The sequence below is a fragment of the Pseudomonas phytophila genome (assembly GCF_025643095.1).
Classification (GTDB): domain Bacteria; phylum Pseudomonadota; class Gammaproteobacteria; order Pseudomonadales; family Pseudomonadaceae; genus Aquipseudomonas; species Aquipseudomonas quasicaspiana.
This window is the reverse complement of record NZ_CP081201.1, coordinates 2935220-2960427: the sequence shown is the minus strand read 5'-3', so window position 1 is coordinate 2960427 and position 25208 is coordinate 2935220. Positions and strand designations below refer to the sequence as shown.

At 56.7% G+C, this 25208-nt stretch carries 23 protein-coding genes; 15 read left to right on the top strand and 8 right to left on the bottom strand.

Annotated elements, in window-relative coordinates; all coding sequences use genetic code 11:
* Positions 1 to 14 precede the first annotated feature (14 nt).
* The 3 genes from K3169_RS13290 to K3169_RS13280 all read right to left on the bottom strand — a co-directional run bounded on the left by K3169_RS13290 (position 15) and on the right by K3169_RS13280 (position 3352).
* On the bottom strand, positions 15 to 665 hold the full coding sequence (locus tag K3169_RS13290) for a TetR/AcrR family transcriptional regulator (RefSeq protein WP_099268774.1): 651 nt from the start codon (positions 663 to 665) through the stop codon (positions 15 to 17).
* Positions 666 to 687: 22 nt separating this feature from the next.
* Positions 688 to 2049 carry an MATE family efflux transporter gene (locus K3169_RS13285; protein ID WP_263271887.1) on the bottom strand — a complete coding sequence of 454 codons (1362 nt, stop codon included), beginning with the start codon at positions 2047 to 2049 and terminating at the stop codon, positions 688 to 690.
* Positions 2050 to 2194: 145 nt separating this feature from the next.
* The gene (locus tag K3169_RS13280; RefSeq protein ID WP_027898978.1) at positions 2195 to 3352 is read right to left on the bottom strand and encodes an MFS transporter; all 1158 of its coding nucleotides are present in this window, start codon (positions 3350 to 3352) and stop codon (positions 2195 to 2197) included.
* Between the two features lie 584 nt (positions 3353 to 3936).
* Between K3169_RS13280 and K3169_RS13275 the strand changes: the two genes are divergently transcribed.
* Entirely contained in the window at positions 3937 to 4827 is an 891-nt protein-coding gene (locus K3169_RS13275; protein WP_263271885.1) for a DMT family transporter, read from the top strand.
* Here the strand turns inward: K3169_RS13275 and K3169_RS13270 are convergent, their stop codons facing one another.
* A complete protein-coding gene (locus K3169_RS13270; protein ID WP_263271883.1) occupies positions 4828 to 6078 on the bottom strand; it encodes an acyl-CoA thioesterase/bile acid-CoA:amino acid N-acyltransferase family protein in 1251 nt (416 codons plus the stop codon). It lies immediately after the preceding gene.
* A 289-nt stretch (positions 6079 to 6367) separates the two neighbouring features.
* Between K3169_RS13270 and K3169_RS13265 the strand changes: the two genes are divergently transcribed.
* The 6 genes from K3169_RS13265 to K3169_RS13240 all read left to right on the top strand — a co-directional run bounded on the left by K3169_RS13265 (position 6368) and on the right by K3169_RS13240 (position 11117).
* Entirely contained in the window at positions 6368 to 7006 is a 639-nt protein-coding gene (locus K3169_RS13265; protein WP_263271881.1) for a hypothetical protein, read from the top strand.
* A gap of 173 nt (positions 7007 to 7179) precedes the next feature.
* Positions 7180 to 8118 carry a fatty acid desaturase gene (locus K3169_RS13260; RefSeq protein ID WP_255877213.1) on the top strand — a complete coding sequence of 313 codons (939 nt, stop codon included), beginning with the start codon at positions 7180 to 7182 and terminating at the stop codon, positions 8116 to 8118.
* A gap of 289 nt (positions 8119 to 8407) precedes the next feature.
* The gene (locus tag K3169_RS13255) at positions 8408 to 9031 is read left to right on the top strand and encodes a transcriptional regulator (RefSeq protein ID WP_263271879.1); all 624 of its coding nucleotides are present in this window, start codon (positions 8408 to 8410) and stop codon (positions 9029 to 9031) included.
* A gap of 44 nt (positions 9032 to 9075) precedes the next feature.
* On the top strand, positions 9076 to 9465 hold the full coding sequence (locus tag K3169_RS13250; protein WP_099268768.1) for a RidA family protein: 390 nt from the start codon (positions 9076 to 9078) through the stop codon (positions 9463 to 9465).
* A gap of 44 nt (positions 9466 to 9509) precedes the next feature.
* The gene (locus K3169_RS13245; protein WP_263272280.1) at positions 9510 to 10469 is read left to right on the top strand and encodes a threo-3-hydroxy-L-aspartate ammonia-lyase; all 960 of its coding nucleotides are present in this window, start codon (positions 9510 to 9512) and stop codon (positions 10467 to 10469) included.
* Between the two features lie 360 nt (positions 10470 to 10829).
* Entirely contained in the window at positions 10830 to 11117 is a 288-nt protein-coding gene (locus K3169_RS13240; protein ID WP_099268766.1) for a hypothetical protein, read from the top strand.
* A 9-nt stretch (positions 11118 to 11126) separates the two neighbouring features.
* Here the strand turns inward: K3169_RS13240 and K3169_RS13235 are convergent, their stop codons facing one another.
* Positions 11127 to 11891, bottom strand: coding sequence for an SDR family oxidoreductase (locus K3169_RS13235; protein WP_263271876.1), 765 nt, complete (start codon positions 11889 to 11891; stop codon positions 11127 to 11129).
* A gap of 319 nt (positions 11892 to 12210) precedes the next feature.
* Here K3169_RS13235 and K3169_RS13230 point away from each other — a divergent pair, with 319 nt between their 5' ends.
* From K3169_RS13230 to ppk2, 4 genes are all read left to right on the top strand, one after another.
* On the top strand, positions 12211 to 12552 hold the full coding sequence (locus K3169_RS13230; protein WP_263271875.1) for an FKBP-type peptidyl-prolyl cis-trans isomerase: 342 nt from the start codon (positions 12211 to 12213) through the stop codon (positions 12550 to 12552).
* A 582-nt stretch (positions 12553 to 13134) separates the two neighbouring features.
* A complete protein-coding gene (locus K3169_RS13225; RefSeq protein WP_027900182.1) occupies positions 13135 to 13362 on the top strand; it encodes a hypothetical protein in 228 nt (75 codons plus the stop codon).
* A gap of 52 nt (positions 13363 to 13414) precedes the next feature.
* A complete protein-coding gene (locus K3169_RS13220; RefSeq protein WP_231674766.1) occupies positions 13415 to 14119 on the top strand; it encodes a YoaK family protein in 705 nt (234 codons plus the stop codon).
* 75 nt (positions 14120 to 14194) lie between these two features.
* Complete coding sequence (gene ppk2, locus K3169_RS13215; protein ID WP_027900184.1) at positions 14195 to 15112, top strand: polyphosphate kinase 2; 918 nt, start codon at positions 14195 to 14197, stop codon at positions 15110 to 15112.
* A 47-nt stretch (positions 15113 to 15159) separates the two neighbouring features.
* Here ppk2 and K3169_RS13210 read toward each other — a convergent pair whose 3' ends face one another.
* The gene (locus K3169_RS13210; RefSeq protein ID WP_231674767.1) at positions 15160 to 17016 is read right to left on the bottom strand and encodes a pyruvate kinase; all 1857 of its coding nucleotides are present in this window, start codon (positions 17014 to 17016) and stop codon (positions 15160 to 15162) included.
* Between the two features lie 219 nt (positions 17017 to 17235).
* Between K3169_RS13210 and K3169_RS13205 the strand changes: the two genes are divergently transcribed.
* From K3169_RS13205 to K3169_RS13190, 4 genes are all read left to right on the top strand, one after another.
* Positions 17236 to 18171: an AEC family transporter gene (locus K3169_RS13205; RefSeq protein ID WP_027900186.1), complete on the top strand. Its 936-nt coding sequence runs from the start codon at positions 17236 to 17238 to the stop codon at positions 18169 to 18171.
* Positions 18172 to 18236: 65 nt separating this feature from the next.
* Positions 18237 to 19193, top strand: a complete 957-nt coding sequence (locus K3169_RS13200; protein ID WP_122703771.1) for a class I SAM-dependent methyltransferase — start codon at positions 18237 to 18239, stop codon at positions 19191 to 19193.
* Positions 19194 to 19368: 175 nt separating this feature from the next.
* Positions 19369 to 21093 carry a methyl-accepting chemotaxis protein gene (locus tag K3169_RS13195; protein ID WP_411567034.1) on the top strand — a complete coding sequence of 575 codons (1725 nt, stop codon included), beginning with the start codon at positions 19369 to 19371 and terminating at the stop codon, positions 21091 to 21093.
* Positions 21094 to 21169: 76 nt separating this feature from the next.
* Positions 21170 to 22402, top strand: a complete 1233-nt coding sequence (locus K3169_RS13190; RefSeq protein WP_263271874.1) for an HD-GYP domain-containing protein — start codon at positions 21170 to 21172, stop codon at positions 22400 to 22402.
* A gap of 173 nt (positions 22403 to 22575) precedes the next feature.
* On the opposite strand, the gene K3169_RS13185 is transcribed toward K3169_RS13190, so the two are convergent.
* Both K3169_RS13185 and mqo read right to left on the bottom strand, forming a co-directional pair.
* The gene (locus tag K3169_RS13185) at positions 22576 to 23010 is read right to left on the bottom strand and encodes a nuclear transport factor 2 family protein (protein ID WP_263271873.1); all 435 of its coding nucleotides are present in this window, start codon (positions 23008 to 23010) and stop codon (positions 22576 to 22578) included.
* Positions 23011 to 23307: 297 nt separating this feature from the next.
* A complete protein-coding gene (gene mqo / locus K3169_RS13180) occupies positions 23308 to 24960 on the bottom strand; it encodes a malate dehydrogenase (quinone) (RefSeq protein WP_027900191.1) in 1653 nt (550 codons plus the stop codon).
* Positions 24961 to 25208: the final 248 nt, after the last annotated feature.

Sequence of the window (25208 nt, the reverse complement as noted above, 5' to 3'; positions counted from 1 at the left end):
GTCAGCATTCAGGCTCAGGGATGAGCCTGAATGTCCTTCCCCAAGCGCCGCAAATAGATGTCGAACACCGCCATCACGTCCACCTCTTCAGGGCTTCTCAGCCACTGAATCTGCAAGCCATCCATGACCGAGAAAATCTCCTGGGCCATGGCCTTGATGTCAATGTCCGCGCGAATTTCCCCAGCCTCTATCAACGCCGTCAAATGACCGCGAGCATGATCGTGGGTAAGATGAAAGCGTTCCTTGTGCCAGGCACACGCCGGGTGTGCGTCAGACAGGCTTTCGGTGTTCATCACCATTGACGCCTGACATTCGGCAGCGTCCTCGATACTGAACCCCATGCTCAACCTCAAGAACTTGAGAAAGCCGGTCAGTGTCAGTTCGGTCGTGAGATCGCGAAACCTCGAAGTCACCCGTTGATCACGGCGCTCCAGCAGTGCAGCCAGCAACGCCTCTTTATTCGGGAAGTGATGCAGCAAGCCTACAGTGGTGATACCGGCAAGCGACGCAACATCGCGCATCGACGCGCTGCTGTAGCCGTCACGAGCAAAAATAACCGTGGCCGCGTCCAGCAACGCAGTTCTGCGCATCTCCCCTTTGGGGGCCCGGCGACGCTTCGGCGAAAGCTCTTCGCCTGATTCATTCCCTGATTCGTCAACTGACATAAAAATCCGATAACAACTGCATTCAAATTTTCCCGGCGCTCGCTGGCTGCGCCCGACGTATAAAGAATCGCTTGGCGGTGATGGACGCGACCCAGGTCGACATCAATGCGATCAACGCATTACCGGTAAACGTACCCGGCATCAACCCGCTGCTTCCGAACAGGTGCGTGCCCGCGAATATGAACGGCACTGTACCGACCGTTGACCGAAGCCAGGCAAACACAGCGACCAGCCATGGCCGGTGCATTGTCACGAACACCGCAATCGAGACGAAATCCAGGCCAATGAGCACCCACAAACCACCGCCAAACTGGCAGAACGCAAGAAACAGCACTCGGCCTTCACCTTCCAGGTCGTAGAAGTCCGCAACAGGCCCGCTTGTCAACAGCAACAATCCCCAGACAAGCAGACCATAGACAATGACCAGTTTGCGGGTAAAGGCAATTGCCGAATGGGTCCGCTGATCCAGATGAGCGCCGATATTCTGTCCCAGCACCGGTGCCAATGCACTTGGCAAGGCAAAAAAAGCGCAGTAGGAAAACTGCAAGACCCGATCAAGGACCGCCATTGCCGCCAGGGCCGAGGTGCCGAAAGTGGCCACGCTCGAGACAAGATACGCCACCCCCACCGGGGTCGCCAAATTGCCCACCATCGCAGGCAAGGCAACCCTGAACGTGCGCCTGACATGCATGCGCAGCAGTTTGAGCTTGATGGACATCGTCAGCCCGACATGGCGACGTACCCAATAAAGCCCCAGGCAGGCAGACATTAACGCGGACAAGGCATAGGAAAGGCCTGCGCCTTCCAGCCCCAGACCAAAGACGAAAATCAGTAATGGATCAGCAATAGCCAGTGTGGCAGCACCCGACAGCACCACCCACAGCGCCCGACGACTATCCCCGGCCGTGCGCAGGATTTGCGCCGTCATCTGCATCAACGACTGCAGCACACTGAACGGCAACGTCAGCCAGATAAACACCCGTGCTGCTTCATAGGTCGCAGCATCCGCACCTAACAGATGAGTCACCGGAACGATCAACGCCAGTTGCAAGGCAGCTGACAGACCACACACGCAAAGCACCATCAACATCAGGCTGGCAGTGAAGCGCGAGACAGCCTTGGTCGCACGATGCCCGATACGCTCGGACAACACCGTCGCAGCCGCGATAATCAAACCGTTGGCCAAAGCACTGTTGAGAAAGATCAACACCTTGGCGATGCCGACCGCGGCCAGCAGCAAGGGCTGGTGAAGCATGGAGACATAGACCAGCGTCAGGATGTCTACCAGAAACACTGCGAACAGGCTCAGGGCGCCGGTGCTGGTCATCACCAGGATATGGCGTGCTATAAGCCCTTCAGTAAACTTCGCGCGGGCTACCGCCATCACATTCCCCAAACAGGCAATACTTCGCCAGCAGCAGTGGCGAAGCTCATTCAGGCGGCGATTCTAGCGGTGCGCAGGTTCGGTTGCTATCGCCGTTGCGCGATATCTACTGAGGGCCGACCAAGGGTGTGGAGGCCTTTGCGATTTACTCCGGCAGCGGCTGTGAAACCGGCCGCCCCATCAACAGAACAGCGAGCAGAATGGAAAGCCCGACAAAGCCTGCGGCGGCGTAGCCAAGACTCTGCAGGCCGAACGAATCAATCATTCGGCCGCCCACTATCGCGCCCAGGCCGATGCCCAGATTGGCACCCGAAATGTTCAGTGACGCGCCAAAAGCTGTTGCGCCTTCAGCGGCTTTCATAACCCGCACATGGCTGACCAGGAACAACGCCGCCTGAGTAATCCCCCAGGTCGCCAAAGCCATCGCCAGAAAAACCGGCGAATGAATGCTCGGGATCAAAGCGACCATGCCCGCCACCATGAACGCGCAGAACACAATCGAGGCCATCAGCGGATGCTTGTCCACCGCTCGCCCGCCCAGTGAGTTGCCGATCAGGCCCACGGCGCCAAACGCCATTAGGCACCAACCCACTACGGTGCCGTTGAAACCGGCCAGCCGTTCGAGGATGTCGGCAAGGTAGGTGTAGGCCGTGAACATCCCGGAGAACACTAATACGGACAGCAACACGTGGCCTTGCAGGACCGGGCTGCGCAGAACTTTCATTTGCTCGCGCAACGAGACGTCCTGCCGGTTGACGTGAATGGTCGGCAGGTACACAAACAGCAGCAACGCTTTGGCCAGTGCCAGCACCGCGAGCATGCCGAACGCCATACGCCAGCCCACGGCATCGGCGACCAGCGTGCCCACCGGGATGCCAAACACCGTGGCGCAGACGATACCAAAGGTGATTTTCGCCATGGCCCGCCCTGCATGCTCAGGTCCAACCAGATCGACCGCAGTCTCGCTGGCCAACGCCCAGAACACTGGCAACCCGAGTGCAGGTATAAGTCGTGCGATCCCCATTACAGCGATATTGGGGCTTAGCGCTGCAAGGGTATTGGCAAGTGCAAACAACACCATCACGGTGACGAAGAGCTTCTTGCGTTCAAAGCGCGCGAAATACGCCGTCAGAAATGGACCGAAACAGGCCACCGTAAAGGCGAACAACGTCACCAGCAACCCGGCTTGCGGGATGCTCACCTCAAGGTCCCGGGCGATCCCCGGCAGCAAGCCAACAATGACAAATTCGGTCGTCAGCACAGTAAAGCCTGCGGCCGACAGCAGCAGAATGGGTAACAGCATTCGAACTCCAATAGCGAAGCGCCAGACGGATGAACACCGATCTGGTTTTTAAAAGGTATGGTCAAGCTGATATGACTTGGCGCTGATCGCTCGTCGACCGGGCAATCAAAGCGGGAAGGAATTGTTATAGGCAAACAGCGGCCGACATTATGTCGATGCACCTTGATGAGGTCTACTGCAATAAGCGTCGTGTATCCATCGCTGCATGCCTGCCTGCAGCTTCAGCGCCCTGAAATTGTACTGCCGCCTGGGGCGGCATGGTTTGCCCGATCAGCGCGGTTCGTTGCACGATCCTGCGAAGCTGGACTGAATAGTAAATTGCGTTTCCTGTTGGAGCGAGGCTTGCCCGCGAAGAGGATAACGCGGAGTAACTGAGCTACCTCATCGCCTGATTCGCGGGCAAGCCTCGCTCCAACAGAGATTACGACCTGCCAGAGGAGCTCAAAGAGCACCTTCGTGATCTGTTCAAAATAAAAACAGCCACAGGACAAAGTGTACTGCCCACTCTGTCGCTCTCTGTAGCGCTGGGAGATTTCGCCTCTATGGCTAAATACCGGCCCACACTCTCTGACGATGAACCGTTTATGACTTCCCGCGATAACACCGGCATGGCCCTCGGTTTGCTCGGCGTTATAATTTTCAGCCTGACCCTGCCCATGACCCGCATTGTGGTCGAGGAAATTCACCCGCTGCTCAACGGCCTCGGTCGTGCACTTGTCGCGGCGATTCCGGCGGCAGCACTGTTGCTCTGGCGCCGGGAACGCTGGCCAACCCGGCAACAACTCAAAGGCCTGTGCTTCGTCATCCTCGGAGTGATCGTCGGCTTCCCGGTGCTTTCATCGTGGGCCATGCAAACCATTCCCTCTTCCCATGGCGCGCTGGTTAACGGCCTGCAACCGCTGATCGTCGCCATGTACGCGGCGTGGCTGCACCATGAGCGGCCTTCCAAAGCATTCTGGGCATGCGCTGCACTGGGCAGTGCGCTGGTGCTGACTTACGCGATGATTCAAGGCGCTGGCAGTATCAGCAGTGGCGATCTGCTAATGCTGGCGGCCATCGCACTGGGCGGTCTGGGTTATGCCGAAGGTGGACGTCTGGCCAGGGAAATGGGCGGTTGGCAAGTCATCTGCTGGGCATTGGTGCTGGCCTTCCCTTTGCTGCTGGGGCCGGTGCTTTACCTGGCATCACAGCATCAAGGAGCAATCAGCGCCCCGACGTTATGGGCCTTCGGCTACGTCACGCTGTTCTCGCAATTCATCGGCTTCTTCGCCTGGTATGCCGGGCTGGCCATGGGCGGCATTGCACGCGTCGGGCAAGTTCAGTTGCTGCAGATTTTCTTTACCATCGCCTTTTCTGCGCTGTGGTTTGGTGAGCACATTGACCCGTTGACCTGGGTATTTGCTGCAGGAGTCGTAGGCACGGTGGTACTCGGGCGCCGGACCACGGTCAAGGCGCCACAACCCATCAAGATCTGATCAAGCCCCCTCTGCAGCACGAGCGTTGACCGCATCGTCGAGAAACGCCTTCACCGCCAGCCACGATTGTTCATTGGCTTCAGCGTTGGCCGCAGGGGTGCCGTCAACGCTGTAGGTAGACGGTATGTTCGGCAACAGAATCGTATGGCCAGCATGTTCAAAACTCAGGTGTTGCACGGGCCATGGATGTCCCGCCTCTTTCAGCCGCGAGTACGCCATTCTGGAAAAAAGCGCTGAAGGCCAGGCCGCATCATCCCCCGCAGACAGCAACAGGACGGGCCCACGAATTTTCTCTACCTCGATGGCGACCCGGCGCACGGCATCGTGATCCTGCAGCGCTGTGCTTATAGATTCAGCATTACGCAAACCGGCATCCCTGGCCGCCCATGAAGCGGTTTTATTGTTGTTCCAGAGGTGCACCAGTGGCTGTCCCTGATAGAGCCATGCCGGTCCGTCCCGGCCTACTGCCGGATCAGCCGCCGCTTGCCCACCATGCACCAGGGCGCTTGGCACATAACCGATGACCGCCGACACCGCCTCAGGAAACATACTGCCCAGCAGCAACACCAACTCACCGCCCCGAGACTGCCCGCTCAGCGCAACGAAATCATGGGCAGGCCGAACCTCACGTCGCACCCAGGCCAAGCCCGCGACGAAGTACTCCAAGGGCGTATTTGAAATGTAAGGCGATAAGCCCGGTGCCTTGAAATAGCCCAGCGCCAACGCGGCGTAACCTCGCGAGGCATAAAGCGCGGCTCGGGGTTCGTTGATCCCGCCCCCTGAACCGTTCAGCACAATCACAGCGGGATGCGGCCCTACGCCAGGCGGCGTGAACAGGGTTCCGACCAGACCGTCCTCGCGAACCTCACGGCGAGTTACGCCTCCAGATGCGAGTCGCTGAATCAAGGTGACGGATTGCTCACTCCCCTCAAGGGATATTTGAGTCACCAAGGGTTGCAGCACGTCGTCTGGAAACACATCAGCAGCACCAGACGCTTCTGGTCGCTGACTCCAGAGCAGGCCTGACGCAGAGACGCCTTCATAGCTGCCGGATACAGGCGCGTCGCGTTCCAGATCAACCTGCCCGGATGCATCGGCGATATACGTCGCAGAGCTGACCCAATACTGCCCGTTGCCACGCAAGGTGCGCGTGGAAAGCTCAACCTTTTGCGAGGGCTGCAGACCTTTTATGGAGATGCGTCGCGGTTCGTCCAGCAAACCGTCTGCGGGTGTCACGGAGAGTGTTGTCATGTATTTCGCCTTATCACGCGCTGCGTGCTACCGGACCTTCAAATTCGTCGTGTGCGCACAATGTGAACAAGACAATGGAAAAAGCCAAATTCCTCTGCGGCATAACCTTAGGTCTTTTGCCGTTTTATCTATTGGCTGGAGTGATTTCGTATAGGTCGAGGCATTCTACAAAATCAACAGATGCCATTAGATACCCGGAAACTTCCGCCCCGTTCACAGGTCTTGATTGGGTTCAGATTAATGACGTATTTCATTGGCTGAAACTTCCCCCCGTAATCAAGGACGCAACATGAAAGACAGGAAGATTTTATCGCTGGCCGTTTTGCTCACCATGCTCGCGGGCTGCTCCGACCCGAAAAAGGCCAGTGAAGAAAATTTCGAAAAAGCTGCACAAGCTTACCTCGACACTCTGTATCCGAGATGTCTGGTGGCCGCTAACTTTCCTACCGAGAGTCAGGAGTTCGACTACAGCGGTACAGACAAGGTCTTGCATACCTTGGCTCAAGTGGGGGTAGTTAAAGAAACTGAGCTATCTCGTAAAGAGATCCCGAAGAGCTTTGCTCAACCTGCTCGCACCGATATCCGCTATGCCTTCGACCTTACCGATGAAGGTCGAAAGTTCTACAAGAATGACGCCCGGAAACTTATGAACGGGACCACTGTTGGCGCCCTGTGTGTTGGCAAAGCCAAAATCGTCAGCGTCGACCAGTTCAGTGAGCCTGGCGACATGATGGGCCAGAAGGTTTCACGCGTGACGTACAGCTACAAGACCAGCGACTTGCCGAAATGGGCGTACGAAGCGTCCGTGCAAGCTGCCATCCGGGACTTGCCTGCAATAGTCGCCGCTGAAAAAACGCCGATCAAAGAAACCCGCGGCATGATCCTGACCAATAACGGCTGGGTACATGAGCGGTTATTCGGCAAGTAACTGAATGATCAGGTAACTGAAGAATGGGGGCCTGGGTTGCCCCCATTTTTGCACCCACGCTTAGTCCAATAGATTATATAAACACTGCTAAATGTGATTATTCACGCATAACCGGAATTGCTAAGGTGCAGCTTCAGGCCACTTGCCTTAATGCCTATCTGCCGGTGATGCGCATGCCCAACTACCTCGACGCCACGCACCAACAGCGCATCGCCCAACTGCGCAAAACCTGGACCGCCCGCACCGACTGGCCAACCTGGTTATTGCTGATCGGGACTTACGCGGCCTGGTTCAGCCTGATCCAATACTCGGCACTACTGGGCCGCGGATTGACCTTGATGTTGCTGGTGCCGGTCATCACGTTCTGGATGTCGGTGCAGCACGAATTACTCCACGGCCATCCGACCCGCTGGCGGTCAGTGAACAAGCTACTAGGCTACGCGCCGCTCGCGATCTGGTATCCCTACACGCTGTATCGCGACAGCCATCTGCTGCATCACCGCGACGAAGAGCTGACCCTGCCACATCATGATCCCGAGAGCCGCTACCTGAGCGAACAGCATTGGCAGCGCAATAGCATCGTGTCGCGCAGCCTGCACTGGTTGAACAAAACTCTTTATGGCCGATTACTGGTCGGCCCGGCGATTGCGCTGATTGGCCTGCTGTCAGTAGAACTGCGACGGCTACGGCAAGGCGTGTTGCAAGCCTGGCTGATGTGGCTGACTCACGGTGCCTGCGTGGTGGCAGTGTTGTGGTTTGTTCAGGTACAAGGCGGAATCGGCATCTTCGAATACCTGCTGGCCAGCGTACTGGCTCTGGCGTTATCCATGGTCCGCTCGTTCTATGAGCACCGGCCTGCGGCATCGCCGCAACATCGCTCGGTCATCAATGAAGCGGGTTGGCCTTGGCGCTGGTTGTTTCTGAACCTGAACCTGCATCTGATTCATCACGATCTTCCGGGCTTGCCCTGGTATTACCTGCCCCGGGTTTACGCAGAGCGTCGTGAAGACTGGCTGCAGCGCAGTGGCCAGTTTCTGGTGGACGGGTACGGCGCATTGTTCAGGCAACATGGCGTACGGCCGATTGATAGTCCGCAGCATCCCTGGCGTTGAGCTCATACCGGGATACATGCAAATTTCCTGTAGAGATGGCCCGGAGTTTTTGACACAGCGCTGTTTGCGGCAAACACGTCTGTAGGAGCGAGGCTCGCCCGCGAAGAGCGATAATGCGGTTCGTCTGGCCTACCGAGTCGTCTGGTTCGCGGGCAAGCCTCGCTCCTACAGATCGGTGTTATCAGGGGCACTTCGGCAGCTCCCGCAAAGGTCAGAAGCACCATCGACCTTTACTAAACGTCAATTACTGGATAAATTGTCTTAGAAATTTATCCAGATACCCCTCTACATGTCCGACTCTTCTGCAGAAACCCGCAACCTGCTCGAACAACTCAAACACGTCGCTCAAGGCCTGGGCGAGACCTTCGGGCCGTTTTGCGAAGTGGTGGTGCATGACCTGCAGACTCCGGATCACGCCATTTACACCATCCACAACAATCTGTCAGGTCGCTCTGTTGGTGACCCAGCCACCGAGCTGGGCCTCGCGCGAATCGCCGACCCGGCCTATCCGCAAGTCATCGCCAATTACGCCAACCGGTTCCCCGATGGACGTCAGGCCAAAAGCACCTCGATCGGTATCCGCAACGTCGATGGGCAATACGTCGCGGCGCTGTGCATGAACGTTGATCTGACTCTTTTCCAGGGCGTGCAAACGGCCATGGCTCAATTCACCCGAGTGGATTGCGCGGTGGATGAGTCACTGGAAGTGGATAGCGCACACAGTATTCGCAAACGGATTGATGAGTTCGCGGGTCGCTCGGCAAGCACGCCCCGCTCGCTCAAGGCCGATGAACGCCGCATCTTGCTTCGAGAGCTGAAAGCATCGGGCGCACTGGAAGTGCGCAAATCCATGGACGTGGTCGCGCAACACCTGGGGGTCTCCCGGGCTGCCGCTTACAGCTACCTGAAGTAGGCCCACTGCCGCTTCTGAAATTTGAATTTCAACGAGAGAACCCCATGCCCGACCCCATTCTCTGCAAGAACAGCACAACCATCAGTCCACCTGCCGGGCACTACTCGCACCTGTCCATCGCCAATGGCTTCGTGATGATCAGCGGCCAGTTACCCATCACTGCCGACGGTGCACATCTGGCCAATGCTTCGTTTGAAGATCAGACCCGACAAGTGCTGCTCAATCTGGACAGCTGTCTTCAGACTGCTGGCATCAGCAGAGAGCAGTTGGTGCAGGTGCGGGTGTATGTCACTGACATTGGGCAGTGGCCGCTATTCAATCAACTCTACAGCCAATGGCTGGGGGATCACCGTCCCGCAAGAGCCGTCGCGGGCGTCGCACAATTGCACTACGGCTGCGCCGTGGAAGTTGAAGCCATGGCCGTAGCGGCCTGATATTTTCAGTTGAGAAGGTGACTATCATCGTGAACACGAACACTCTGACACTCCCCACCTATCAAGACGTGGAAGCCGCTGCCCAGCGTCTTGTAGGCCAAGCCAATCGCACGCCGGTAATCACCTCGCGCACCGTCGACAGCCTGTTCGACGCCCAGATATTTTTCAAATGCGAGAACCTGCAGCGGGTCGGTGCATTCAAGTTTCGCGGTGCCTTCAACGCCCTGGCGAAATTTGACGAGCAGCAGCGTAAACATGGCGTGGTGGCATTCTCTTCAGGGAATCATGCGCAGGGTATCGCCCTCGCCGCCCGTCTCCTGGGCATCCCCGCTACCATCGTCATGCCTCACGACGCGCCACCTGCGAAGATTGCGGCGACACGCGAATATGGCGCAAACGTGGTGATCTACAACCGTCAGACCGAAGATCGCGAAGCCATCGGCCGCGAACATTCCGAGCGCCTGGGCATGACCCTGATTCCTCCCTACGACCACCCCGATGTGATAGCCGGACAAGGTACGGCCGCCAAAGAACTGTTCGAAGAAGTCGGACCGCTGGATACGTTACTGGTCTGCCTGGGCGGCGGTGGATTGCTTGCGGGTTCAGCACTTTCAACCCGTGCCCTGTCGCCCGCTTGCAAGCTGTATGGCGTCGAACCTGAAGCGGGCAACGATGGGCAGCGCTCCTTTCGCTCGGGCGAAATCGTCCGTATCGCTGTTCCGCACACCATCGCTGATGGCGCACAAACCCAGTACCTGGGTAACCACACCTTCCCGATCATTCGCCGTGACGTGGACGACATTCTCACCGTGTCTGACGCGCAACTGATCGACGCCATGCGCTTCTATGCCGAACGAATGAAGATGGTCGTCGAACCAACGGGCTGCCTGAGCTTCGCCGCCGCACTGCAGATCAAGGACCAGCTCAAAGGACAGAAAGTCGGGATCTTGATCAGTGGCGGCAACGTGGATTTGCAGCGTTACGCGGAGTTGTTGGCTAATTAGTCCGTAATGGATATCGGGCAGCCAATTGCCTCACAGCGCCCGGCCGCGCGTGACAAAATGTCACACCAGAAATTCAACCAGTTGTCTGACAACCGCCGAACGGCCCTAGATGGAGAAAACCAATTGTTCTAAAATGTTTCAATACCGGCAAGCGGACGCGGACTCTAACCTCAACGACATAAGCAGTCGTCGACTTGGAAGCCCGGCGACTTGACCAGATTTATAAAAAGAAAAGCCCGTCATAGACGGGCTTTTTTCGTTTTCGGCATTTGTGGCCGAGCGCGCCCTGAGCGCAAACGACGATTTCGGGTCAGCCCACTGGGCGCCCTACTGCACACTTTTAAACTTGAGGCTAATCCCATGCTGCGACTCGTCATCATCTACCTGCTCCAATGGTTCAAACGCCTGGCGTCCAATGCCGTATCACGTAACGGTAACGACACCTACACCGAGAACTTCTCGTCCCGTGAAGAGAGTGACGGCGGCCGCTGGACGTTCGTGACCATTTTCATCGTGTTCACCCTGAGCCTTTATTCGCTGGCTGGCCTGGGCTACTACGCCAAGGTCCACGTCTGGGACGGTTTCACCGAAGCCGAAAAAAACAACATCGCCCAGGCCATGGTTGTTGCCAGCCAGAACATGAACTAAACCTTTGATCTAGCCGCGACCAACGAACGGCATGTTAGTGGCCATAACGGTCATGTTCAGCACGTTGGTCGACAGCGGCAGGCTCGCCATGTAACGCACCGCATCGGCGACTTCCTTGACGTCCATCATCGGCTCTACCGCGGTCTGCCCATTGGCCTGCCGAACCCCGGTGGTCATGCGTGCCGCGAGCTCGGTCAAAGCATTGCCGATATCGATCTGACCGCAGGCAATGTTGAACTCACGCCCGTCCAGGGCAAACGTCTTGGTCAACCCGAGCACAGCATGTTTGCTCGCGGTGTAAGGTGAACTGAACGGCCGCGGCGTGTGGGCGGAAATCGACCCGTTATTGATGATCCGTCCACCCTGCGGTACCTGCCTGCGCATCAGCCCAAACGCGGCGCGAGCGCAGAGAAATACTCCAGTCACGTTGGTGTTGATCACGTTCAGCCACTTCTCGACGTCCAGTTCGTCCACCGGAACGGCCGGGGCGCCAACGCCGGCGTTATTGAACAAAACATCCAGACGACCATAAGCGTCTTCAATCCTCGCAAACAGCGCATCGACACTCGCCGGATCGCGGACATCGGTGGACACTGCAATGGCCTCGCCACCCGCCTCGCCAATAACCAACGCCAACTCATCGAGCGGCTCCTGACGACGTCCCGCCAGCACCAGGCGGTAGCCATCCTCCAGCAAGCCCAACGCAACAGCACGACCAATGCCACTGCCTGCGCCCGTGACAAGTGCGACTTTTGATGCGGTGTTATTGGTCATTCTGTTACTCCTTTCTGATTCGGAAAAGTACGGAATAGCACAGGAGATTACCCGGCCTTGCCAACTCCGCGCTATCGAGTTGCAAACACAGAACTTGTAGGAGCTGCCGAAGGCTGCGATAGCGGTCTGTCAGGATAAATGCTTCGCAACCTTCGGCAGCTCCTACAGAAAATGCATTTCATTAGTAGTTTGCATGCTGATTGTAAGAGCGCTTTAGCGCGGAGTGGCATTCAATCTCGATCGACTCATCAAACCCCTTGCACCACTGAAGCTTTCCTGAGAAAAAGCCACCTTTGTAGCCTTACTCAGAGAAAGCACCATGAGCAACGAATTGCTGATCACAGACATCCGCACCGGTGACGGCAAGGAAGTCGTCAAAGGCGCGCTGATCACCACCCAATACACCGGCAAACTGGAAGACGGCACCGTATTCGACTCATCCCATGAACGCGGCAAGCCTTTCCAGTGCGTGATCGGTACCGGGCGCGTGATCAAGGGCTGGGATCAGGGCCTTATGGGCATGAAAGTCGGCGGCATCCGCGCCCTGTTTGTGCCTGCACATCTGGCCTACGGCGACCGGCAGATGGGCGCGCATATCAAGCCGGGGGCTGATCTGCATTTTGAGATCGAATTGCTGGAGGTTTTGACTCGGGATGATTGATCAGGCATCAGGACCGCCTCTCGGCTAAAGCCCACCCCAGTGGATACTCCCAGTTTGATGAAGACGCAGGACCTGTGGGAGCCGAGCTTGCTCGCGATAAGGCTGGATGCGATCTGAAGTGAATTGCGTCCAGCCTTATCGCGAGCAAGCTCAGCTCCCACAATCTGGTTTCATTTCACATGGGCATATGCGCATTGCACAGTTTGAATGCTGAAACCTGACGAGGCCGGCATCTCCCGGGCGAAAGCCAGCCCTGCAGATAGGTGGAGTACTTCGTGCGTCAGCATCCAGGCAAACATGCCTTATGCGTTCCGCCCTCTCTCATCAAACAACATGCAAATTACTGGATTGAAATGCATTTTCTGCAGGAGCTGCCGAAGGCTGCGAAGTATTTCTCCTGATACACCGCTATCGCAGCCTTCGGCAGCTCCTACAGGTCGTTGGTTTGCCGCGAGACAGCGCGGTGTCATGCACACTGGGGCCACTTCTACAACGCTCATCATCAGGTCTGATTGCTTGTTCCCCCAGAAAAAGCGATGCTCCACCGCATAGAAATCGCGGTACTTATAAGAAGGAAACATCATGGCCCTCAACAAGCCGACCCAGGAACTCAAGCGTCACCTCAAGGGAACTGCCGAGAACCTTGAAAGCACTGCCAATGAAATACTCAAGCTCGCCGAACAAATGACTGATGTCGACGTCACGGCCATTCTGCAATTGGTCAACCGGCTGTATGGAGATGCCGATCAGCTCAAAGCCTACGCCGACGAGATCAAGGCCAAACGGATCGTTCGCGCCAAGGCTCTTTAATCAAGCGTTGCAATGTTCGCGTCTGAATCAGTGATCAATGCAAGGACCTGCGATGCTGCCTTCCACCGCCAATGCCAGCGCTAGTTTGAAGCATCTGCACATGCAGAAATTGCGCGGGCGTGTGGGTATGGGGTTGGCGGCAAGCCTTTCGGTTCTGGCAGGCATGACCGATGCCATCGGGTTCATGGCGACGGGCGACTTCGTTTCCTTCATGAGCGGCAATACCACCCGTCTGGCGGTGGCGATCAGCGATGGTGACCTGAACACCACCTCTCGCCTGCTGTTGGCAATCATCACCTTCGTAATCGGCAATGCGCTGGGGGTGATCGTTGCCCGGGTAAGTGGCCGACGCGCCCTGCCCTTGTTATTAAGTATCGGTATGCTGCTGTGCGCTGCCGCAGCCTGGCCAATGGCTTCGCAGATTATTACCGTCGTGGCGGCGATTCTGGCCATGGGCATGCTCAATGCCGCCGTTGAACAGGTCAACGGCCTGCCGGTGGGGCTGACATATGTGACGGGAGCACTTTCCCGATTCGGGCGCGGTCTGGGACGCTGGATGCTTGGCGAGCGCCGTGATGGCTGGCGCATACAGTTGGTCCCTTGGGCCGGCATGTTCATAGGGGCAATTATCGGCGCACTGCTGGAAAACCGGCTGGGACCCAATGCGCTGTTGATCAGCGGCGCATTTGCCGCAGTGCTGGGGATATTGACCCTGTTTATCCCCTATCGCTGGCAGCGTCGCTACATACCACGCTGAGCCTTCAAACCGTCACCTTTTCTTCATATGGGCTGATTACTATCTGAGGACTTTTCCTACAGATGAGTGCCCGACATGTCTCCTGAGCACGAAAATATCGCGCGGCGTATTCATCGCGAGCTGCTTGATCATAATGATGAAGAGCTGGAGCTCGAGCTGGCAGAAGACGAGTACAGCCTCGACAAACTGTTTGAAAACGATATCAGCGACAGCGATGAAAAACAGGCCCGCCGCCTTTATTTCAGCGAACTGTTTCGCCTTCAGGGCGAGCTCGTCAAACTGCAAAGCTGGGTGGTGAAAACCGGGCACAAAGTCGTGATCCTTTTCGAGGGTCGCGATGCAGCCGGTAAAGGCGGCGTGATCAAGCGCATCACCCAACGCCTCAACCCGCGGGTCTGTCGTGTCGCTGCACTGCCTGCGCCCAACGACCGTGAACGCACTCAATGGTATTTCCAGCGCTACGTTTCACACCTGCCCGCGGCCGGTGAGATCGTCCTGTTCGACCGCAGTTGGTATAACCGCGCGGGCGTGGAAAAGGTCATGGGCTTTTGCGACGACGATCAGTACGAGGAGTTTTTCCGTACCGTGCCCGAGTTCGAGCGCATGCTCGCCCGCTCTGGCATTCAGTTAATCAAATACTGGTTTTCGATCTCCGATCAGGAACAGCACTTGCGCTTTCTCAGCCGCATCCATGATCCGCTCAAGCAATGGAAGCTCAGCCCCATGGATCTGGAATCCCGTCGTCGCTGGGAGGACTACACCAAGGCCAAGGAAATCATGCTGGAGCGTACTCACATCGCCGAAGCGCCGTGGTGGGTGGTGCAGGCAGATGACAAGAAGACCGCGCGCCTGAACTGCATCCACCACTTGCTGGGCCAGATGCCCTACGAAGAAGTCGAGCAACCGGCGATTGAACTGCCAGAGCGTCAGCGCCGTGAGGATTACAGCCGCGTGCCGACGCCGAGTGACCTGATCATCCCGCAAATTTATTAACACAGCCCGACGAGCGCCTGGAACCAGAGTCCGGGCGCTCGGTTGGCTCAGGCGTTCAACTCAGCGACACTCAGCTTGCGCAACAGGTCGCGTTTTTTGCTCCGATGGCCCTGCATACGCACCAACAAGTCGTCCAGCGTCCCCATGGCCTCCAGGATATGCGGACCTTTGTTGAGCATCACACATTCAGCTCGCACCCCCATCGCTGCGTCGGTAATTTCGGCACGGGTTGCAGCGCCGGTTTTGGCGAGCGTATCCAGCACTTGAGTCGCCCAGATCACAGGGACATGGGCTGCCTCGCAAATACACAGGATCTCTTCCTGCAGCTCCGCGGTTCGTTCGAAACCGTTTTCTACCGCCAGATCTCCCCGGGCAATCATCACTCCCAGTCGCGGATTCTGCATGCCCGCCAGCAGTAACGCCGCCAGGCTCTCGAATCCGCGTCGTGTCTCGATTTTCAACACGACGCCAAGATGCTCGGCGTTGAGGTGCTTCAAATGCGCCAGAAGTGATTTGACGTCCTCAGGACTGTTAACGAACGACAACTCCACCACGTCCGCATGCTGGGCGGCGAACGCAAGTGCCTCCAGGTCCTCGGGCGACAACGCGTCAAGTTGCAGCTCGCTGTCGGGCAGATTGATGCCCTTGTCGCTTTTCAGTTTGGCTCCGCCCGGCGCATGGGTAATACGGACGGTAACGACGTCGGCCTGCACTGACTGGATACGCCCACCGATTTTGCCATCGTCAAACCATACCGGTTCGTTGGCGCGCAGATCCTTGAACACCTCAGGCAACGTGCAGCCGATACGCGCGGGGGTCAGGACCTTGCCACTGCTGTCGCGGACTGCGGGATGACCATGACTGGCGTCAGCGCTCAGCAGTAAAGCATCGCCCTCGTTGAGGACAATGCTTTGTTCCCGAGGCGGCACGCCGGTAATGCGTTCTGATTTCGGGCGACCCCGATGCTTTTTCAAGTGCAGCTCTATGCCGGGAATCATGTAGGCCGTCTTACGCAACTCCGCCCGACAGCCTTGTCCGGTGACTTCAACGATCGACAGTGAACGACTTGAATCTCTTGCGTCCCTGAACGCAAGCTCATCACCGACCTGCAACTGCTTTAACCATTTTCCCGGCATCTGCAAACAATAGTCATCGTCTGAAAAGGCCTCCGGCTCTTCGGCAAGCCAGACTTGAGCGGCGGTCACGATGCGTCCGAAATCATCGCGTTGCGGGCGGATTTTCAACACTGCCGGGCCCGGCTGTATCTGCCCCGTGCGCAACTTCGGCCCCGCAAGGTCCATCATCACCTGGCAGGTTCTGCCGACCTTGGCAGCGGCGCTGCGACCATGCTCAATCATTTTCAGCCAGGTCGCCGGGTCATCGTGAGCGCAGTTGATGCGTTGACAATCCATGCCTGCCTGCACCAGTTCACGGACCATGGAAGGATTGCTCGCGGCCTCTTGAGGCATGGTCACCATGATGCGTACGCCGCGCTCTGGCGCTGGGCCGCCAAACAATTGGTTAGCATGCTGGATAAGAAGTTCTTCCCCTGCCCGGTTCACCAAACTGCCGGAGCTTTCTTCAAGCTCAGCGCCGGGCAGCAAGCGCTTCAGGACATCAATGACCCTGTCTACCGATGCGAGCGCATTGGCTTCACAGCGTCCCAGGGAAGAAAGGCCAAGCCCGGACAACTGCTGTTGCAGAGGACGAATATCATGGCGGCGCAACGCGAGGTAGCCCAGTAAGTTGCGAGCACTGTCCAGATAATCGGGGTGCACTTGCATGCTTTCGATGGGCGTCCGGGCAGCGGCCTCCATCTTGACTCGCAAAAAAGACAGACGCTTTAGCGCAGCTCGTATTTGCTGCTCATCCAATACGTTGAAGTCGGTTTCTATGATTGTCATGGCGGGCACTCGCTTCGAATGGAGACCATTGCGGTCCGTCAGACAAGCACCTGGACCAGCGCAATGTGCGGACTTAAAGGCTAAAGCCCGATTGTGACGATCTGCTTACTGCGGACAGCGAGCAGATGGACGGCCCGAGCACTCAGGAAAATAGATTGGACGCTAACGATTTTCGTGCTTAACCTTGCCCGCCTGTTTGCGCGCAACGGACGGCCCTCAATGTTTGCTGTTCTCAATATATTGCTACCGATTTTCGCCCTGATCCTGTTGGGGTTCATCTGCCGCCGCACGAACCGCCTTGGCCCGAACGCCGCGTCGGAAATCAACCGGATGGTGGTCTGGCTGTGTCTACCGGCACTGCTCTTCAGCGTTACGGCAACATCGACCTGGGAGCAGATCTGGCATCCGGGCTTCGTCATCGGCTTTACGTTGAGCACCCTGTCGGTGTTCGTCATCACCCTCCTGCTGCGCTGGAAGAAAGGCACCCATCTGGCCGATGCGAGCATCGACGCACTCGGCGGCTCCTATGCTAATGCGGGCTATATCGGTATCCCGCTGTGCGTGATGGTGCTCGGCCAGGAAGGACTGCAACCGGCGCTGGTCGGGGCGCTTCTGGTGGTTTGCGTGTTATTTGGCCTGGCGCTGGTCTGTGTGGAAGTCGGGCTGCAAACCGAGCGCAAGCCGCACCGCATTGCCTTGAAAGTGTTTCTGGCGCTGGCGAAAAACCCTCTAGTGGTGTCTCCGATCCTCGGCGCGTTATGGGCCAGCAGCGGCGCGCCCTTGCCCGGCGCACTGGAAAAGCTGCTCAGCCTCTTGGGTGCGGCGACCAGCCCCTGCGCACTGGTCGCGCTTGGTTTGTTCCTCGCCGAAAAACAGCAAGGCACACGTGAAGGAACGTCGCTGCTGGTCCTGATCAAGCTCATCGGCCATCCGCTGCTGACCTGGGTGCTGGTGTTTCATGTATTCGATGTGCCGCTGCTATGGGCCAATGCCGCCCTGCTGCTCAGCGCACTGCCCACCGGCACCGGCCCATTCATGCTGGCTGAGTACTACAAGCGCGAAGCGTCACTGGTATCGAGCACGATTCTGGTGTCGACTCTCGGTTCGCTCGTGACGCTGTCGATCTGCCTATATGTGATCAGTCATCCGGGGTGACGTCGCTGCCCGTCCGGCGTCGATAACGTTTAACATGTCGCGCCCTTTCGCCACTGATTGCCGTCATGACCCCAGAAGCACTCGCTATCCTGAACCAGCACCTGCTGGATGCCCTGCAAACCGCGCCCGATGAGACCCGCCGTCTGTTTCATGGCCGAGGCCGCGTCTGGCCGGGACTTGAGCAGGTGACGGTCGACTGGATGCAAGGCGTGGTGCTGGTCTCACTGTTCCGCGAGCCCGCAAAGACCGAGCTTGAAGCGCTGACCCGTCTGCTGCTGGAACTGACCCGCACCCCGCAATGGCTGAACAGCCAGGCACATACCTTATTGCTGCAACACCGCTACTTGCCGGAAAGCACCACCGAGTGGCTGCTGGGTGAGCGGGTGGAAGAATGGCAGATCACTGAAAGCGGCCTGCACTTCAAAGTGGATCTGGGCAGGAAGCAGAACTGCGGCCTGTTTCTGGACATGCGTTACGGGCGCGACTGGGTACGTGCCAACGCGCAGGGCAAACGGATACTGAATCTGTTTGCCTACACCTGTGGCTTTTCCGTCGCGGCCATCGCAGGCGGTGCCGAACAAGTGGTCAATCTCGACATGTCCCGGGCCGCACTCACCCGCGGGCGTGAGAACCACCGCCTTAATCAACACGACTTGCGCAAAGTCAGCTTTCTGGATCACGAGTTATTCAAGTCCTGGGGCAAGGTCAAAAAATCCGGGCCTTATGACCTGGTTATTATTGACCCGCCCTCCTTCCAGCGCGGCAGCTTCCTGCTCGACAAGGATTACCAGAAAGTGCTGCGGCGCATGCCCGAGCTGCTGGTGCCGGGCGGTCAGGTGCTGGCCTGCATGAATGAACCAAGCCTGGGCTCCAGCTTCCTGATCGACCACACCGCCGTTGAAGCGCCAAACCTGCGTTTCGAACAACGTCTAAACAATCCACCGGAGTTCCCTGACGCTGAGGTCGAAGGTGGATTAAAGGCACTGCTCTTTACGGACGTGTCTGAAACTGCAGAGATATAAGATAACTTTTTATTAATTAGTTAGCTTTACAACGTTAAGCGCAGCAAAAAGGATTCGGTCAATGTTTAATGGCGTCAAATAACCAACTGTTTACGCCCTTAAAGTTTCAGTTTTAAACGCCGATGGACTTGAATAACCAGACCTGTGTAAACAACAAAACTTTTCTACACAGGTGATGGTTTTTTCACACATTGGCGCCTACAGTGATGTCAAGTCGCCAGCAGATAGATCAGTTGAATCTCAGCTATCGCAGCGTGGCGATTCGAGGTATCTCGGTATGAAAACAAGAAATATAAAACTGACCACCAGAGCCCTGTTCAGCTTCGGCATCATCTGTCTTCTCTTGATCGGCCTTGGCGCCGCCTCGCTGTTCAAGATGGATGACATTCACGACTCAGCCTCCGACCTCCAGAAAAACTGGCTGCCCAGCGTCAGACAGGCCGGTCGGATCGAGACCGCGATGCTTCTGTATCGTCTGGACGCCAGACGATTTGTCATGGACGACGCACGCCTGGGCGAAGCGTCGATCAAGAAAATCAATCAACTCAAAGCCAACTTGAGCAAAGCCACACAGGACTATGCGCCTATGGTCGGCGACGCCGCCGAGCGAGAACTGTTCAATAAGGTCTCGGCCAACGTCAGTGCCTATCAGGGCAAAATCGACGAACTGATGGAGTTAAGTAAAACTCGCACTTATCAGGAAATGGCGGTATTCATCCAGGACACCTCCAAGCCTCAGGCAGTGGCGCTGCAAAGCGCTATTGAAGAGCTGATTGGCGTTAACGAAAAAGGGGCGGAGCAATCCGGATCGATCGCGGATGAAAGTTTTATCAGCGGCCGTTATATCTCAATGATATTCATTGTTATCGCCGTCATCGTTACTGTAGTTGTAGCCGTGGCCTTTACCCGAAGTATTACCCAGCCTATTCAAACCCTGCTGATCACCACCCGGAAAATTGCCGACGGCGATTTACGCACTACGGTTGAAATCAGCGGCGCGGATGAGATGACCGAGTTGCAGACCGCTACTGCGACCATGCTGGCGAATCTCAAAGGGACGATTCAGCATATCTCCGACTCCTCGGGACAACTCGCCTCAGCGGCGGAAGAAATGAGCTCGATCACCAAAGAGTCCAATGCCGGTATCCAACGGCAAAGCATGGAAACCGAGCAGGCGGCCACCGCAGTCAACCAGATGACTGCCGCCGTCGAGGAAGTCGCCCGCAACGCGGTCGCTGCCTCTCAGTCAACCCAGGCATCAGAACGCTCGGCACAGACCGGGCAGGAACGCGTCAGCCAGACCATCGCCTCGCTGGAAAAACTCAGTACTACAGTCGAACGTACCGGCCTTGAAGTCGAAGGCCTGGCGAACCAGGCACAGCACATCGCCAAAGTACTGGACGTGATTGGCTCCATCGCCGAACAAACCAACCTGCTGGCCTTGAACGCCGCTATCGAAGCCGCCCGGGCGGGCGAGCAAGGCCGCGGGTTTGCCGTGGTGGCGGATGAAGTCCGCGCACTGGCCCACAGAACGCAAACGTCTACCCGGGAAATCGAGCAGATGATCCAGGGCATTCAAAAAGACTCGACCCTGGCAGTGCAGTCCATGAAACAAAGCACGCTTGAAGCCGGCTCGACCTTGCAGATCGCCCATGAAGCCGGTGTCGCAATCAAAGAGATTACCGCAGCAATTTCCCACATCAACGAGAGGAATATGCTGATTGCCACCGCGTCAGAACAGCAGGCGCAAGTCGCCCGTTCGGTTGACCAGAACCTGATGAGTATTCGCGACCTTTCCTCACAAAGCTCATCCGCAGCCAGTCAGACCTCACTGGCCAGCAATGAGCTGTCGCAACTGGCCGTAGGCCTTAATCGTCTGGTAGCGAGGTTTTCGGTATAGCAACTGCGGGAAAAGCGCGATCAGTTCCGAATGCCTGATTGCGAACTTCAGCCATAACAAAAAGCGAGTCATTATCGTGCTGAAACATATCTCTGTGGCCGAGCTACGCCTCGGCATGTACGTACACGAATTCTGTGGCTCAGGGATAGAGCAGTCATTCTGGAAAAACGGATTCATGCTTTCGAATGAGCATGATCTGCAACGCATCCTCGACGCAAAAGTCGCAGAGCTCTGGATCGATGACAGCCGCGGTGTCAGCCCTGTACCCGCCGCGCCTGTTCAATCAGATCCAGCACTGCCGACCTGCCTGCAAAACATCGCCAACAAACCTGTTCCCCATCGTGTTGCACTGAATCAGGAAATTTCCCGATCCCTCAAGCTGTGTGCTCATTCCAGAGCGGCTGTCGAGAAGATGTTCAGTGATTTACGCATGGGTCAGGTCATTGAAATGGAGAAGGTCAGCGAACTGGTCGAGGAAATCTCCGACTCGCTGTCCCGGCATCCCGATGCCTTGATCAGCCTTGCTCGACTGAAGACCTGTGATGAATACACCTACATGCATTCGGTCGCAGTCTGCGCACTGATGGTCGCCCTCGCCCGCCAGCTTGGACTTCCGCCTGCTTTGGTTCACGAAGCGGGTGTCGCAGGCCTGATGCATGATGTCGGTAAGGTCGTGATCCCGCTGACCATCCTCAACAAGCCGGGTGCGCTCAGCGATGAGGAGTTCGCAACCATGCGCCGCCACTCGCAGTCCGGGGCCGATATGTTGCGGCAGAGCAACCATTTCAGCCCCAGGGTCATGGACGTTTGCCTGCATCACCATGAAAAAATCGACGGCACCGGCTATCCCCACAGGCTGGCGGGAAGCCAGATCAGCCTGTTTGCACGGATGGGCGCGGTGTGTGACGTCTATGACGCGGTAACTTCGGACCGCCCCTATAAAGAAGCCTGGGGCCCGGCTGAAGCCATCCACCGCATGGCCCAGTGGCAGGGACATTTTGACGAAAAGGTCTTTCAGGCCTTCGTCAAATGCGTAGGCATTTACCCGGTCGGCGCACTGGTCCGCCTGCAAAGCGGACGGATTGGTGTAGTGATCGAACAGCATGAAAAATCGTTGCTCACGCCCAAGGTCCGGGTGTTTTTCTGCGCCAACAGCAATCAGCACATAACGCACACCACCCTCAACCTCGCCGCACTGGTGGGCCAGGATCGCATCGTGGGTCGTGAGTCAGCGAAGGAATGGGGATTCAGTAACCTGGATGAGCTGTGGGCTGAGTCCAGTGTGGGGAGCAAGTCGAATTATGGTTAGCACGCAAACGTTATAGAAGTTACCGCAGGCTACGAAGCCAATTGCCCTGTTGGAGCGAGGCTTGCCCGCGAAGCGTTCGATGAGGTCTGTCAGGCAGATCGCGTCATCGTTCTTCGCGGGCAAGCCTCGCTCCAACGGACAGTGCAGTCATGAGAGCGGTGCTTACCCTCACATCAGAACTTGAACGCCTGACGCCCGATCAGCAGCCACTTGCCGTCCTGCTTCTGCCAGATCTGGAAGTTTTCGATCTCAGTCGGGACAACCTTGCCGCTGTTCACTGCCTCGGCGGAAAAGTGGTTGCGAACCAGCGCGGTATCACCCGACAAAGTGATCTGCTGCTTCTGCATTTCAAGCCTGTTGAACGCGCTTTTGCCCGTTTCGATATCCGCGATAAAGGCTTTCTTGTCCTGAATGTTACCGCTGGAGTGCCCGTAAGTAAGTTTGTCGGCAGTCAGTGCCTGCAGTTGCGCAATATCCTTGTGCCACATGGCTTGAGTCAGCTTGTCGACAGCCTTTTCAACATCGGCTTGATCTGAGGCATGAGCCGTAGCCGTGTAACCGCCGAACAGGCAGAGAAACGCAACGAGCAGCTTGAAACGCTTGTTCATGTTTATTCCTTGTTATTGTTTATTGGTAATGGAGGAAAACGCGCAAAAGACCGAGCTGTCTTATACGACGTCTTACAACATAGCTTATTTATCAAAACAGGCAAACGAGATTTTCACGCCAGCGGTATTAACTCCTTAAACCTATAAATAATAGTGGCTTTAGCACTCGCCTATAAATATTCACCGACCTGAAACGCAGAAACCCGGCACTGCGTTTAAGCAGGGCCGGGTTTCTTGTTCGGGTTTCAAGTGGTCATTATTGACCACATGAGCCCCGTGCGTCTGACGATAAGCGTGTTACAGAGCCATATCCGAAGCAGGATTGCTTGGCTGTGGCTTCGCAGGCTTGGCCGGTGCAGCGCTGGCAGCCGGGTAAGCTGCAGGGTCGATTACCGGTGGCTTGGTCAGTTGCAGGACTTCAGCGGTGTAATCCCACGACTGCTGAACGCGCTCAGGAGAACCGTTGAGCTTGGTGCCATAGCTCGGAACGATCTGACGCATCTTGGCTTGCCACTCTGGAGTAGCAACCTTGTCCTTGAAGGCTTTTTCCAGCACGTCGATCATGATCGGAGGTGCAGTCGAGGCACCCGGGGACGCGCCCAGCAGGCCAGCGATAGAACGGTCCTGAGAGAAAACAACCTCAGTACCCAGCTTCAACACACCGCCTTTCTCGGCATCGCGCTTGATGATCTGAACGCGCTGACCGGCTTGCCACAAGCGCCAGTCTTCTTTCTTGGCGTGCGGGAAGTACTCTTTCAGCGCGTTGAAGCGGTCGTCATCCGACATCATCAATTGGCCTGCCAGGTACTCGATCAGCGGATACTGCTCGACGCCAACCTTGGTCATCGGCCACACGTTATGGGTCGTGGTGGTCGACAGCAGGTCAAGGTACGAACCTTCCTTCAGGAACTTGGTGGAGAAGGTAGCGAACGGGCCAAACAGAATCATGCGCTTGCCGTCCAGAACACGGGTGTCCAGGTGCGGTACGGACATGGGTGGAGCGCCAGTCGACGCGATACCGTAGGCCTTGGCCATGTGCTGCATGGCCAGATCCTGGTTTTCAGTTACCAGGAACGAGCCGCCAACCGGGAAGCCGCCGTATTCGCGAGCCTCGGGGATGTCAGCGATTTGCAGCAGCTTCAACGCACCGCCGCCAGCGCCGACAAACACGAATTTCGCGTCGGTGCCGTGGGTAGTACCGTCTTTCAGGTTTTTGTACTCGACGTGCCAGCTGCCGTCCTTGTTGCGAGTGATTTCGTTGACTTCGCTCGACAACTTCAGGTCAAAGACAGGCTTGGTCTGCAGGTTGGCAACGTATTGGCGAGTGACTTCGCCCCAGTTCGCATCGGTACCCAGTGGTGTCCAGGTAGCAGCGATTTTCTGGTTTGGATCACGCCCTTCCATCATCAGTGGAACCCACTGCTTGATCTGAGCCTGATCTTCGCTGTACTGCATGCCGGCGAACAACGGGCTGGTTTTCAGCGCTTCGTAGCGGGCCTTCAGGAACTTGACGTTATCGTCGCCCCACATGAAGCTCATGTGTGGAGTCGAGTTGATGAACGAATGCGGGTTTTTCAGGACGCCATTCTTGACCTGCCACGCCATGAACTGGCGGGTGACCTGAAACGCTTCGTTGATTTCGATTGCCTTGGCAATCTCGATCTTGCCGTCTTTGCCGTACGGGGTGTAGTTGGACTCGGCCAGGGCAGAGTGACCGGTACCGGCGTTGTTCCAGCCGTTGGAGCTTTCTTCGGCAACTTTGTCGAGACGCTCGACCATTTCCATGGTCCAGGTCGGCTCAAGCTCGTTCAGCCACGTGCCAAGGGTAGCGCTCATGATGCCGCCACCGATCAGCAACACATCGACTTTCTTGGTTTCTTCTGCATGCAAAGGCGTCAGTCCCATCGACAGCGCCAGGCCCAGGAGGGCTGTGTTCACTTTTTTTAACATACTGTGATTTTTCCAGGATAGAACGTCATCCCTCCGTCAATCTACGCATCTGATGACCGGTTCCACGCATGCTTGCAGGCATATCGTGAACAGCGGCAATCGGCAGGACCGACGGCTGGACATTCAAGGCTGATGCACTGCTATCAACCTCACTCTCTTGTCTCTCCTGAGCTGACTTCTTGTTTGCCATTGTTTTCAGCTGCTGAGTGACATTGAATCTCTTGGTACATCGTCAGAACAAAACGGCT